The following is a 12751-nucleotide window of genomic DNA, read 5'->3' as shown; positions in this document are numbered from 1 at the left end:
CATCTGGAGGTATGCGAAATAAAATTCCGTCCGGAACAGGCAAAGTATGTTTTTTGGATTTGATTGTTGAATCCACGGTATGATTTGTGAAAAATTAAAAATTATTCAAAAAATTGTTTGTTTTTGAAAAAGTGGCCCTTTACTTTTGGAACATGTTAATCGCAGCATTCGCCTATTTTACCTTCTTTTACTTTTACTTTCGCCTCGAAGGTCGAATCGGAGCTGCACATTGTCTGGTAAAAAACTAAAAAATATAAACAGCAAAAAAAGCCCGGTTCGAAAGGATCGGGCTTTTTTTTTAAACAATCAAATCATGAACGACCATTTACAAATCAAAGATTGGGGCTTGGGAATCGAAGGCCACGTCATCATCGCAGGGCCCTGCAGCGCCGAAACGCCTCAGCAAATCGAGCAAATCTGCTTGGACATGAAGAAGGAAAACATGGTACCCGACATGTTCCGGGCCGGAATTTGGAAACCAAGGACCAGGCCAGGAGCATTTGAAGGCATCGGCGAAGATGGCTTAAAGTGGATGGAGATCGTTCGTCACCACCTCAACATTCCGATTACCACGGAAGTTGGGAACGCCGCACATGCCGAACTGGCACTCAAGCACAAGGTCGATGTGGTGTGGATTGGAGCCAGAACGACCGTCAATCCATTTGCGGTACAGGAAATCGCCGAGGCCCTTCGTGGTACCGATATCCCAGTCATGATCAAAAACCCGATGAACCCTGATCTCCAGTTGTGGATTGGTGCCTTGGAAAGGATGCATGCCGTGGGTTTGAACAAGCTTGCAGCGATTCATAGAGGGTTTTCTGACTCCTATGACAAGCGATTCCGCAACAAACCCAATTGGTCCATGCCTATCCACCTGAAGAGGGAGTGGAAAGGAATGGAAGTCATCAACGACCCCAGCCATATTGTAGGTAACCGTGAGGGGATTTTGGAAACCGCCCAGCGCGCCATCAACTTTGGTTTGGACGGCTTGATGATCGAAACGCACCACGATCCCGACAAAGCTTGGTCAGATGCCAAACAACAAGTGACACCGGCTAGGTTGAAGGAAATCCTTTCCCAAATCGACTTCAAAGATACCTTGGGTGCAGAGCAGCCAAGCGAACGTCTCAACGACCTCAGGACTGCCATTGACCATTTGGATGACCAATTGCTTGATATCCTTCAGGAAAGATTCTCCCTGATCGATCAAGTTGGCGCCTACAAGCGCGAAAACCATTTGACTGTATTCCAGTCTGACCGTTGGAAATATGTGATGGAATCGCGTACCCAAAAGGGAATTGCCAAAAACCTCAGCGAGAAGTTCATGAAAGAACTGCTCTACTGTATCCACGAGGAGTCGGTCAAAAGACAGGAAAAGCAACTTCGAGAGGCAGATCCAGTCAAAAAATAGCATATCGCCAAAACAGCCAAAGGGAATGCATATCCATTTGGCTGTTTTCTTTCCCTTGAATACAGAGACCGCAAAATTCCCCGATTTTGGAATCAGTCCTTTTTTCCAATAATGTCAGAAACGATTTGCCGGAAATCCTTCGGCAATTCCAGTTCTCCCGCTTGGGAGTGATTACCGATAGCAATACTTTCAGGCATTGCTATCCCTTGGTGAAATCAGTTCTACCAGATCATGCAGTGTTCAGTTTTCCCGCAGGGGAAATCAACAAACACCTCGGGACCTGCCAAGACATTTGGACTTGGATGACAGAGGAAGGCTTTGACCGAAAGGCACTCATCATCAACTTGGGTGGAGGCGTGACTGGTGATATGGGAGGCTTTTGCGCAGCGACCTACAAGCGGGGCATCCGTTTTATCAACATACCTACAAGCCTGCTATCGATGGTGGACGCCAGCGTGGGCGGAAAGTTGGGCATTGATTTCAAGGGATTCAAAAACCATATCGGTGTCTTTACCGATCCGGAAACCGTAATCGTGGCGAGCGAATTCCTCAAGACCATTCCCCATGCGGAGTTGCGCTCAGGCTATGCCGAAATCATCAAGCATGGATTGATCCAAGATGCGGCCTATTTCTCAGTTTTGAAACCTGTCGAGTGGGAAAGCCAAGCTTGGGATGCGCTGATTCGAAAATCAGTCGGCATCAAAAAGCGAGTGGTGGAACAAGACCCCAAGGAATCCGGCCTGCGCAAAATCCTCAATTTTGGCCATACAATCGGACATGCCTTTGAGTCTTTTTATTTGGATACTGCCACACACCTACTGCATGGGGAGGCCATCGCCATTGGCATGATCTGCGAGGCTTGGCTTTCCAATCGAAAATCAGGGCTTTCTGTCGATCAATTGCAGGCAATCACGGATTTTTTGCTTTCCGTCTACGGTCATTTTGACGTGAATTCAGGCGATATAGAAAGCATCGTCAATCTTTGCCTGCAGGATAAAAAGAATGTGGGCGCGACGATCAATTTTTCACTGCTGCGTGCGATGGGAGATTGCACCTACGACGTTCCCTGTTCGGTCGAGGAAATATCCGAGGCCATCCAGTTTTACCAATCCATTTCACAAAAAGCATCAAAATCCTAATGGATACCCTGTTGGAGACAAAGACATTACCCCAGATTTCGGCCTTTAGGCCAACCGTCATTCCCTTGCCTTCTTCCAAAAGCGAAAGCAACCGCGCCTTGGTCATCGACGCACTGACAAAGGGAAAAAATAAGCTGCACAATCTTGCCGAGGCTCGGGATACCCAAACGATGATTCGGCTATTGGGAGAAAATCCGCCTATTTATGATGTGTTGGATGCAGGGACGACAATGCGGTTTTTGACCGCCTATGCTGCAGTGACCAATCAGCACAAGGTCATGACGGGTACGCCACGCATGTGCGAGAGGCCCATCGGGATATTGGTAGAGGCGCTGCGGGAAGTCGGGGCAGAGATCCACTACATGAATGTGGAAGGTTATCCGCCTTTGGCTGTGCATGGCATCAAGGAGCAAAAATCCAACAAAATCAAGATGCGTGGGGATGTTTCATCGCAGTACATTTCTGCAATGCTCATGATTGCCCCGGTTTTGCCGATGGGTTTGGAACTCGAACTCGAAGGAAAAATCGGGTCGAGGACCTATATCCAAATGACTTTGGAGCTCATGCGTGAGTTTGGCGTGCAGCATACTTGGGAAGAAAACACCATCAAAGTTCCCCACCAGGCCTATCAGTCGACAACTTTCCATGTGGAAAGCGATTGGTCGGGAGCTTCCTATTGGTTCAGTCTTTTGGCTTGTGCGGATTCGGGAGGTTTGTTTTTAGAAGGCCTGAAGGAAAACAGCCTACAGGGTGATTCCAAAATTGTGGAAATCATGGACCGCTTGGGGGTGCAGTCCCAATTTGAAAAAGGTGGCGTCCGCTTGACCAAGCAGCCTGTGAAGGGATTGGCTTCCTGGGACTTTACCCATTGCCCTGACTTGGCGCAAACCGTCGCCGTCAACTGTGCGATCATCGGGCAAAAAGCGGTATTTACCGGATTGGAAAGCTTGCGGATCAAGGAAACCGATCGGATTTTTGCCTTGCAACAGGAATTGGCAAAGTTCAACGCACAACTCGTGGAGGAAAAAGAAGGTGCGTTTACTGTCATTCCCTCCGTGAAAATGCCGCATGAAGTACGGATCCGCACCTACGACGACCACCGGATGGCGATGGCATTTATGCCCCTCATGACCAAAACCAGGGTCATTATCGAAGATCCAGCCGTCGTCAATAAGTCGTATCCAAGTTTTTGGAAACATGTGGGCTTGGTGGAGAAGGAGATGTGAGAAGCGAGAGGCGAGAGGCGAGAAGCAAGAAACGAGAGACGAGAAGCGGGAAGCGAGAAGCGAGAGACGAGAAGCGTAGAACGGGAAACCCAATAACCTTATAACTTTCCAACCTTTTAACCCAATAACCAATAACTCAATAACCAATACCCCCCCCATGAAAGCCCTCCTCACCATCTCCCTCCTCATTTTGTCCAATACCTTCATGACTTTGGCATGGTACGGACACCTGAAGTTCAAGGAACTCAAATGGTTTGAGAATCTTGGATTGATTTCGATTGTGCTGATTAGCTGGGGGATCGCATTTTTTGAGTACATCTTCCAAGTCCCGGCAAATCGGATCGGGTTCCGCGAAAACGGCGGACCTTTTTCCCTGGTACAGTTGAAGGTCTTGCAGGAAGTCATCACCTTGGTCGTGTTCATGATTTTCACTTTTCTGTTTTTCAAAAACGAGAGCATCAAAGTCAACCACCTGATTGGATTCGGCTTTTTGGTCTTGGCGGTGTATTTTATCTTTAAGAAATGATACAAAAAATCGCCATCCAAGGTATTCCCGGTTCGTTCCACCATCAAGTGGCGCTCAATTGTTTCGGCAATGAAGCTGAAATCGTGGGTTTCAGGACATTTGAGGAAGTTGCCAAATCCGTGGCCAATGGACATTGCCCCTATGCCGTGATGGCGATCGAGAATTCCATCGCAGGGGCGATTTTACCCAATTATGAGTTGATCGACCGGTATGGTCTGTGGATCATGGACGAGTATTATTTGCCGATTTCACATAACCTGATGGCTTTGCCTGGGCAGAGAATCGAAGACTTAACCGAGGTCCGTTCGCACCCCATGGCGCTGTTGCAGTGCAAGAAGTTCTTTCAGGACTATCCAAAAATCTCCCTGATCGACGATGTGGACACCGCGTCCGTTGCCCAAAGGATAGGGGAGGAGTCCCTAGTAGGAATCGGCGCCATCGCCAGCAAAACCGCCGCGGCGATTTATCATTTGGAGATATTGGCAGCCGATATTCAGACGGTGAAAAACAACTTCACCCGTTTCATCCTCCTTTGCAGCGAACGAAAACCGGCAGATTTCCTTCCCAATAAAGCTTCGCTCAAACTGACCATTTCCAACGAAAAAGGAAGCCTCGCCAAATTGCTGACGCTGCTGAGTGCCCACGACCTGGACTTGAGTAAAATCCAGTCCATTCCCGTGATCGACGAGCCTTGGAATTATTCCTTTTTCATCGACACCGTGTTCGATACCTATGAAAATTACCGAAGCGCCTTGGCGGCTGTCCGGGCCCATGGTGGCGGCATTAAGATTTTTGGGGAGTACAGAAGCAGAAAAGAGGAGGCAGGTATGGTTTTTCAACCCAATATAGCATCAAGATGAAAGGCTATTCCAAACGCTTGGCTGATGTGCAGGAGTATTACTTCTCCCAAAAACTCCGGGAGGTAGCTCAATTGCAGGCGGCGGGAAAGCCCATCATCAACATGGGCATCGGCAGTCCCGACTTGCCACCCCATCCCTCAGTCGTGGAGGCCTTGGCTGTGTCGGCGGGGAAGCCAAATTCCCACGGCTACCAAGGATACCAAGGAGTCCCGGCCCTGAGAGCGGGTTTTGCGGATTTTTACCAGAGATTCTACGGTGTCGCACTCAATCCAAACTCCGAAATCCTTCCCCTGATGGGATCCAAGGAAGGCATTATGCATATCTCGATGACTTTTTTGGATGCAGGAGACGAAGTGTTGGTTCCCGACCCGGGCTATCCGACCTATCGCTCGGTCGCGGCATTGCTCGGCGTGAAGGCGGTTCCCTATGCACTAAAGGCTGAGTACGCTTGGAGGCCAGATTGGAAGGAAATCGAATCCCGGGATCTTTCCAAAGTGAAAATCATGTGGGCCAATTACCCGCATATGCCGACGGGTGCGCGGGCGGACTTGGGGGTTTTCGAGGAAATTGTGGCTTTTGGAAAAAAATACGGTATGCTCATCGTCCATGACAATCCCTACAGCTTTGTCTTGGAACCAAAGCCGAAAAGCATACTCCAAGTCGCCGGGGCGATGGACGTCGCCCTAGAACTGAATTCCTTGAGCAAGACATCCAACATGGCCGGATGGCGTGTCGGAATGCTGGCGGGCAAGCCGGAATGGATCCAAGCCGTGACCAAGGTCAAAAGCAACATGGACTCAGGAATGTTTTTGGGCATTCAGCAGGGTGCGGTCGCGGCCTTGGGACTGGGACAGGATTGGTACGACGCCTTGAACCGGACCTATGCCGAGAGAAGGAGGCTGATTTGGGAATTGGCCTCGAAGTTGGGTTTTTCCTATGAAAAAGAAAGCGCAGGGATGTTTGTCTGGTGCAAAATCCAAGACGGAAAATCCGCCGAGGCATGGGTCGATTACCTGCTGCATGAGAAATCGATCTTTGTCACACCGGGGACCGTATTCGGCATACAGGGACAAGGTTATATTCGATTTTCCCTTTGCGTGAGCGAGGAAAAAATCAAAGAAGCAATCGATCGGATATGATGTCAAGGATAGCTCTTCCGTCTTTCATTAGATTTCTCGTTCTTACTAATGACAAGAATCCCAATATCAATAGTTCAACCCCTTTGGGGTTGATTCAAATTTGCATCACACTATACCCCGGGTTAACACCCGGGGCTATTCAAGGTTCAACCCCCGTTGGGGGTTTGAATCTGCTGTCATTACCTTTCTTTAAATGCCAAATTTTAAGAACTCGGAATGACAAAGACAAACGGTCTCCCTTCCATCGTGTATTCGTCTCCCGTAGCAGGTATTCCAATAGATTCCTCGTTCCTCAGAATGACAAAGACAACGGGTTACCCATTCATCATTCATCATTGTAAATTCTTAATTCATCCCTTATCCATTTTATGAAAAAAATACACATCGTCGGTTTGGGTCTTTTGGGAGGCTCTTTTGCTTTGGCACTGAAGAAAGCAAAACCGGAAATCAAGCTCACCGGATTTGACTCCAATCCCAAAAACCTGGAAGATGCCCTGACGCTGGGTTTGGTGGACGAAGCCAGAAACCAGGCAGATTCCGATACCGACATCATCATATTGGCGACGCCTGCCAATACCTTGCGGGCACTTTTGCAGGAGACCCTGGACCGCATTGGTCCCGAGACGCTGGTCGTGGACTTCGGTTCGGCCAAGGAACTCCTCTGCAAATCCGTGGAAGACCATCCCAAGCGTGAGCAATACTTGGCTGGGCACCCGATTGCGGGCACGGAATACTCCGGACCGAAGGCGGCAAAGGTGGACCTACTGGACCGCAAAGTCTTCATCATTTGCGAGATGGAGAAAACCAATATCCACCTCAAAGCCAAGGCCTATGAGGTCTTGGAAGCCTTGAACATGAAGCTGCGCTTTATGGACCCTGAGGAACACGACAAGCACCTGGCCTTTGTATCCCATTTGTCGCATATTACTTCCTTTATGCTGGGCAAGACCGTGCTCGACAAGATGGAAGACGAGAAAAACATCTTCGATATGGCCGGTTCGGGGTTTGCGTCGACGGTGCGTTTGGCCAAGAGTTCCCCGGCGATGTGGGCCCCCATCATGCAGGAAAACAAGAAGAATATCCTCGAGGCCATGAGCCTTTATATCGCCAACCTGTCCAAGTTCCGCGACAAGATCATCGCCGATGACTACGAGGGTATCTACCACGAAATGGAAAAGATCAACAAGATCCGGGAGATTTTGGATTTGGGGGGATGAGGGGAAGGTTGTTGAGTTGAAAAGTTATTCGGTTATAAGGTTATAAAGTTATTGGTTCGAGGTGAACTGATAGGGGTTCAGTGAGAGTCCGTTAAAGGATTTAATCGAAATAATTTCAGCAAAAATTATATAGCTATGCCTTTATTCCCATGGAAGAAGTTTAGTTGGAAACTGATGGTTGGAATGGCCATGATACTTATTGTTGGTTTGATTTTAGTTATTGTCTTTTACAGATAAAAATCATTGAAGGTCCAAACTTTGCGACCCTTGCTTAAGGGTTAGCAGGGGTATCGACCGTTGCGGTTTTTGAGCTTGAAGTCCAATTACAAATTCTACCCAGCCACGACCGAAAGTTTATACTATACTTAGGCGGGCCAAAAAGTCGGTGAAGGAAATATTGGTCTCCTGAAATTCCGTCTTCTAACAATTGTTTATGTAATTCCCTAATTGCCAATTAATTCTAATGTCCATTCAATATTTCCCTTTCTTTCTTTGCATAACTCAATGCTTCCCATTCCATAGTTGTAACAAAGTGAATATTCTACGTTTCGGTTTTCAATAAATTTTTTTAAGTCAGTGGATACTGCAAGCATTTTCGAGAATAATTGCTTTGTTTCGGTCAATTCGTTTATGGCTCTTGTTTTTGATATGTTCTTAAGTTCATGACTCTCTACCCAACCTGAAACGAAAAAATTATTTTGATTGTCGCATCCAAATGTCAAGTCGCCAACTTTAAAAGAGTGTCTATCTGAAAGCAAAATGATTGCATTTTTAATCCTATCTGTTAATTCTTTATCGTTCATCTGTGTTATTTGTTGGTCGTCCTTTAAAATGCCCTATAACGGCCACATATATGAAATGTTGGGGATTGCGGGCGATATCACTGTCTGCCGTTACAAAAGTTGGTGCGGGGCAGAAAGTTTCGCATAAACACCTAACCACCAATATTTTATATATGATGTTGCCTGTAGTTTTTATTCTTTAATCTCTATTTTGTTAATATCAGAAATCATTTGATTCAATAGCTTTACCCTAGTCACTTTGTATTCACCCCACCTGTCTAACAAGAGTTGAGTCATTTCTCTTTGCAATGCAATTTTTGTCAATCCAGCTAATTCTTTATTAATTACTCCTTCTAAAACAAATTGTCCAAAACCAACAGCGATAATTGCATTATCTATTCCTAACAAATAAGTCCCGCCCATATCTCCAGTTGCTGAATTAAACGATTGATAAAAGAGTGCTTCGTCAAACTCTTTCCCTTCTCTCTCTGCCATTTCTTTAAAATGTTCTTTCATTGCTGGAATTTGGTCTTGAATGGATGAATTATCAATCGTATTATTTCCACTTATATATTCATTAATTTTCATCGTATCAAGAGTATTCCAATCAAATGGAGGAAATCCCCATTCATTGATAAGCTCTTGTAGATATTCTATTGGTGATTCAGTCTTATTTTTAAATCTCCATTCTCTAAATCCATAAAATGCATCAGAACCATCATCACTCCCGAATGGAGCACTTTCTTCAATAGGACTCCAATAAAAATCAGCAGTCAATAATTCTTTTGCTTTTGGATGTGCATTCTCTGGAGATAGTTCAAAATTATCCATATAAGTTATTTTTGATTTATTATTATTGGTCTGACCACAACTTTGTCCAAGTGTTATTGAACTTATCAGTAATATAAAAATGTATCGCTTTCTCATGGTTTCATTAGATTACAGGCAACTTGTATATTCCCGAAACAAACCTTCGCTTTTGGCCCCGGATTCAGGTGGATAGAGGAAGGTTTATCTCGTTTTTACCCACCTCCTAAGATAGTAGATTTTGGATACAGGTTATAAAATGCTCTCTTGATTTGCGGATTGTTTTTTTAAAAAAGGCAAGTATATCCGGTAAAAGTGGTGTCCTTGCCTGCGCCATCCGATTTCTCAAATCCCAAGTCTTGAGTCTAGAGTCTTATGTCTCCCGTCTCAGATCTCCCATCTCTTTTCTTAATTTCCGTTAAATCCCACCCTTTCCCCAAAACGGGCCTGGATTTTGAAACGTCTGGGAAATAAACGAAACTTAGACCATGAAAAAGCTGATTTATATTCTCCCGCTCTTCTTGTTGGCATTTACGGCCTTTGCCCAAAAGGAAATCCCCCTCATCGAGGTGGAAGGCGTCAGTGAAGTCTCCGTCATGCCCGACGAGGCTGTTATCCAGATCAACGTGGTCGAGAAGGCCCTGAAGGTGGCCGATGCGACCAATGGCCTCAACAAAAAAACCAAGTCAATCGAGGATGCTTTGAAGAAGACCAAAGTGAAGGATTATGTCTTCACGGTGGACAATTACTTCGTGAATGTGAACCGTATCTGGACCAACAACTCCTCCAAGGACAGCGGCTATGTGGCCAGCCAAAACATCAAAATCAAGCTGAAAAACACCGGCGACAACTTGGTCAAAATCACCGAAACCCTCCATCAGACTGCGGATATGGGCTTTCAGGTGCAGTTTGTAGTCTCGGATGAATTGCGTAAGTCTACCGAGAAACAGCTTCTCGAACTGGCCCTCGCCGATGCCAAGTCCAAAGCCGAAACGATCGCCAAGGCCATGGGTATCCAAACCATCAAGGTATTCCACATCAGTTACGGCGCACCTGCCAACAACTACCCTGTGGTGCTCCGTGGCGCAGCGAAGATGGAAGTGGCCGCCATGGATGCCTACGAATCCCCGGTTTTCAACCCGGATGTACAGAAGATTTCCGATCGGGTGAGGGTGGCGTATACCTTCTAGCCCACTCAGTACCCCGTAAAATACCAAAACCAGTTCAAGATTATCAAAAGTCTTTACTTTGTCACCCCGACGGAGGAGGGGTCTAATGTATTAAACTGGTTAGATTCCTCTCTACGATAGCGATCGGGACCTACCAATGACAAGAATCCCAAATTCAATAGTTCAACCCCTTCTGGGTTGAGGGTCATATTTCAATTTCTTCAAATCCCCGGTCCACGATAATTATCGGGAGAAACCCGGGGCTACTCAAGGTTCAACCCCCGTTGGGGGTTTGAATCTGTTGTCATTGCCTTTCTGCAAATGCCAAATCCTAAAAACTCGGAATGACGAAGAATGGTCTTCGGGAAGACGGATGGTCCCTTTGTTCTTAATTCAGGTTCAGGGTTTTCAAAACGTTTTACTTTGTCACCCCGACGGAGCAGGGGTCTATTGTACTAACCTGCTTAGATTCCTCGTGACTACTAATGACACACTTATGAATCGTCACCCTGAGGTCCCGATTGTTATCGTGGAGAAGGGTCTCCTCAATTCAGGGGATGCTTCCCTCCGCAAGCTACGGTTCAGCATGACGGGCGGCAGCTGTAATTGCCCTCCCGTAAATGCCAAATTTTAATAACTCGGAATGACAAAGACAACGGCTCCACCCTTCATCCTTTACCTTTATCCCTTCATCCCTCAATCCCTTATCTCCCAATCCCTCATCCCTCTTTTTTCTTCCCAAACTCCCTCGGAAACTTCACATAGCGAACTAACCATATTCCTGGGACGGCCGATGCCACGACCCAAAGGAAGAATCCTTCGTACCCAAGCCACTCCTGGACAAATCCGCTTGCCATGCCTGGCAGCATCATGCCCATGGCCATGAAGCCCGTGGCGAGGGCATAGTGGGAGGTTTTGGCAGGTCCATCGGCGACATAGATGAGGTACATCATAAAGGCTGCAAAGCCAAATCCATATCCCAATTGCTCCGTCACGACGACCGCACCTGCCCAAAAAGCGGATTCGGGCTGTAAATAGGCGAGGACATAGTAGAGGAAATTGGGCACGTTGAGGGACAAAATCATGGGCAGAAGCCATTTACCCAAGCCATCCCGGGAAATGACGATGCCGCCAATTATTCCTCCCAAAGACAAGGCGATGACGCCAAAAGTCCCATAAATCAAACCCACGTCGGTGGTGCTGAGGCCGAGGCCTCCAGCTTCACGGGTGTCCAAGAGGAAGGGAGAGGCGATTTTCAACAACTGCGATTCGCCCAAGCGGTACAGCAGGATAAATGCCAAAGCTATCCCGATGTCTTTTTTTGCGAAAAACGATACAAACACCTTCCCAAAGGTCAGGCTTTCTTCTTTTACATAATTTGCCTGTGTCTCAATGTTGGGTGTGAGCAGCCAATTGACAAGGGTCAATACAAACATCAGCCCCGCCACGACAACCATCGTCAGCGACCAAGCCTGGGTATTGTCGCAATACTTTACCTCCAGCCAACCCGCCAGAATCACGATCAATCCCTGTCCGGTGACCATGGCCACGCGGTAGAAAGTGCTCCTCAGCCCGATGAAAAAGGATTGTTGGTCTTCCTTTAGCGCCAGCAGATAAAAGCCGTCCGAAGCGATGTCGTTAGTTGCGGAAGCAAAAGCGGCCACCCAGAAGCAAGCCAAGCTCATGACAAAAAACTGATTCGTGGGCAAACTCAAGCCTACACCCAGGAAAGCCGCTGCCAGCACCAGTTGCATCCCGAGAAACCATTTCCGCTTTGTCCCATACAAATCCACCATCGGGCTCCAAAGTGGCTTGATGACCCATGGGAGGTACAAAAAACTGGTATAAAGGCCAATGTCCGAGTTGTCGACGCCGAGCTTTTTATACATGATGACCGACACGGTGATGATCAGTACGTAGGGGATACCCTCCGTCAAATAAAGTAAAGGCACCCAGTACCAAGGATTGTTGCGTGGGGTCTTGCTCATGGTTTTTTCCTCAACAGGTTTTCGTAAATGCTGTATTCCGAGCGATCGATCACCACTGCGCCGACGGCATTTTTGTAGAAGTCAGCAGGACCCACGCCGCCGATGATGGCGTAGGCATAGCCCATTTCCCGAAGGGCTTGGAGGCTTTTGACCAACAGGACCTTGCCAATGCCTTTTCCCCGCATGCTTTCCAAGGTGCCTGTGGGCCCAAAGAAGTTCTTGGCCGTAGCTTCGTAGCAGGCAAAACCCAGTATCTCATTTTCCCGCTGCGCAATGAAGCAATGAACAGGAAGATGTGAAAAAGCCGCATCGACTTCATTGGCCCAATACTGCCCAAAATGCTCCATCACCCAGTTTTGGACAAAGGACTTCTCCGGCGGAATGGGTCTACGGAAAATGATTCTCTCCTTTGCAAGCTGACTTTCCGTCTCCGAAATATCAGGAAGTTCCAAAAGGCGGACGAGCATGTCTTTCATCGCAACAAAAG

General features: G+C 47.2%; 12 protein-coding genes. 8 read left to right on the top strand and 4 right to left on the bottom strand.

Going from position 1 to position 12751, the window contains the following annotated elements; translation table 11 throughout:
- Nucleotides 1-313 precede the first annotated feature (313 nt).
- The 7 genes from C943_RS00900 to C943_RS00870 all read left to right on the top strand — a co-directional run bounded on the left by C943_RS00900 (nt 314) and on the right by C943_RS00870 (nt 7518).
- Complete coding sequence (locus tag C943_RS00900; RefSeq protein ID WP_040478500.1) at nt 314-1411, top strand: chorismate mutase; 1098 nt, start codon at nt 314-316, stop codon at nt 1409-1411.
- 86 nt (nt 1412-1497) lie between these two features.
- Complete coding sequence (gene aroB / locus C943_RS00895) at nt 1498-2550, top strand: 3-dehydroquinate synthase (RefSeq protein ID WP_008623419.1); 1053 nt, start codon at nt 1498-1500, stop codon at nt 2548-2550.
- Nucleotides 2550-3776 (top strand): 3-phosphoshikimate 1-carboxyvinyltransferase, encoded by a 1227-nt coding sequence (locus C943_RS00890; RefSeq protein ID WP_008623418.1) that lies wholly within the window; start codon nt 2550-2552, stop codon nt 3774-3776. Before aroB ends, C943_RS00890 begins: the two co-directional genes overlap by 1 nt.
- A gap of 157 nt (nt 3777-3933) precedes the next feature.
- A complete protein-coding gene (locus C943_RS00885; protein WP_008623417.1) occupies nt 3934-4302 on the top strand; it encodes a DMT family protein in 369 nt (122 codons plus the stop codon).
- Entirely contained in the window at nt 4299-5162 is an 864-nt protein-coding gene (locus tag C943_RS00880) for a prephenate dehydratase (RefSeq protein WP_008623416.1), read from the top strand. Before C943_RS00885 ends, C943_RS00880 begins: the two co-directional genes overlap by 4 nt.
- A complete protein-coding gene (locus C943_RS00875; protein WP_008623415.1) occupies nt 5159-6301 on the top strand; it encodes a pyridoxal phosphate-dependent aminotransferase in 1143 nt (380 codons plus the stop codon). The genes C943_RS00880 and C943_RS00875 overlap by 4 nt, the downstream gene beginning before the upstream one ends.
- A gap of 368 nt (nt 6302-6669) precedes the next feature.
- On the top strand, nt 6670-7518 hold the full coding sequence (locus C943_RS00870; RefSeq protein ID WP_008623414.1) for a prephenate dehydrogenase: 849 nt from the start codon (nt 6670-6672) through the stop codon (nt 7516-7518).
- 443 nt (nt 7519-7961) lie between these two features.
- On the opposite strand, the gene C943_RS00865 is transcribed toward C943_RS00870, so the two are convergent.
- Both C943_RS00865 and C943_RS21215 read right to left on the bottom strand, forming a co-directional pair.
- Nucleotides 7962-8321: a hypothetical protein gene (locus C943_RS00865; RefSeq protein WP_040478406.1), complete on the bottom strand. Its 360-nt coding sequence runs from the start codon at nt 8319-8321 to the stop codon at nt 7962-7964.
- A 171-nt stretch (nt 8322-8492) separates the two neighbouring features.
- Complete coding sequence (locus tag C943_RS21215; protein ID WP_051069455.1) at nt 8493-9227, bottom strand: hypothetical protein; 735 nt, start codon at nt 9225-9227, stop codon at nt 8493-8495.
- 368 nt (nt 9228-9595) lie between these two features.
- Between C943_RS21215 and C943_RS00855 the strand changes: the two genes are divergently transcribed.
- Nucleotides 9596-10297 carry an SIMPL domain-containing protein gene (locus tag C943_RS00855; RefSeq protein WP_008623412.1) on the top strand — a complete coding sequence of 234 codons (702 nt, stop codon included), beginning with the start codon at nt 9596-9598 and terminating at the stop codon, nt 10295-10297.
- Nucleotides 10298-10995: 698 nt separating this feature from the next.
- Here the strand turns inward: C943_RS00855 and C943_RS00850 are convergent.
- Nucleotides 10996-12264, bottom strand: a complete 1269-nt coding sequence (locus C943_RS00850) for an MFS transporter (protein WP_008623411.1) — start codon at nt 12262-12264, stop codon at nt 10996-10998.
- A complete protein-coding gene (locus tag C943_RS00845) occupies nt 12261-12740 on the bottom strand; it encodes a GNAT family N-acetyltransferase (protein WP_008623410.1) in 480 nt (159 codons plus the stop codon). The genes C943_RS00850 and C943_RS00845 overlap by 4 nt, the downstream gene beginning before the upstream one ends.
- Nucleotides 12741-12751: the final 11 nt, after the last annotated feature.

Source organism: Mariniradius saccharolyticus AK6 (assembly GCF_000330725.2).
In the GTDB taxonomy this organism is placed as follows: Bacteria; Bacteroidota; Bacteroidia; order Cytophagales; family Cyclobacteriaceae; genus Mariniradius; species Mariniradius saccharolyticus.
This window is presented reverse-complemented; position numbering and strand designations above follow the sequence as displayed.

Bases quoted from the DNA above. Each gene is read 5' to 3' on its own strand.
- C943_RS00890 (WP_008623418.1), top strand. From the start codon at position 2,550: ATGGATACCCTGTTGGAGACAAAGACATTACCCCAGATTTCGGCCTTT.
- C943_RS00900 (WP_040478500.1), top strand. From the start codon at position 314: ATGAACGACCATTTACAAATCAAAGATTGGGGCTTGGGAATCGAAGGC.
- C943_RS00865 (WP_040478406.1), bottom strand. From the start codon at position 8,321: ATGAACGATAAAGAATTAACAGATAGGATTAAAAATGCAATCATTTTG.
- C943_RS00855 (WP_008623412.1), top strand. From the start codon at position 9,596: ATGAAAAAGCTGATTTATATTCTCCCGCTCTTCTTGTTGGCATTTACG.
- C943_RS00845 (WP_008623410.1), bottom strand. From the start codon at position 12,740: ATGAAAGACATGCTCGTCCGCCTTTTGGAACTTCCTGATATTTCGGAG.
- C943_RS00875 (WP_008623415.1), top strand. From the start codon at position 5,159: ATGAAAGGCTATTCCAAACGCTTGGCTGATGTGCAGGAGTATTACTTC.
- C943_RS00850 (WP_008623411.1), bottom strand. From the start codon at position 12,264: ATGAGCAAGACCCCACGCAACAATCCTTGGTACTGGGTGCCTTTACTT.
- C943_RS00870 (WP_008623414.1), top strand. From the start codon at position 6,670: ATGAAAAAAATACACATCGTCGGTTTGGGTCTTTTGGGAGGCTCTTTT.
- C943_RS00880 (WP_008623416.1), top strand. From the start codon at position 4,299: ATGATACAAAAAATCGCCATCCAAGGTATTCCCGGTTCGTTCCACCAT.
- C943_RS00885 (WP_008623417.1), top strand. From the start codon at position 3,934: ATGAAAGCCCTCCTCACCATCTCCCTCCTCATTTTGTCCAATACCTTC.
- C943_RS21215 (WP_051069455.1), bottom strand. From the start codon at position 9,227: ATGAGAAAGCGATACATTTTTATATTACTGATAAGTTCAATAACACTT.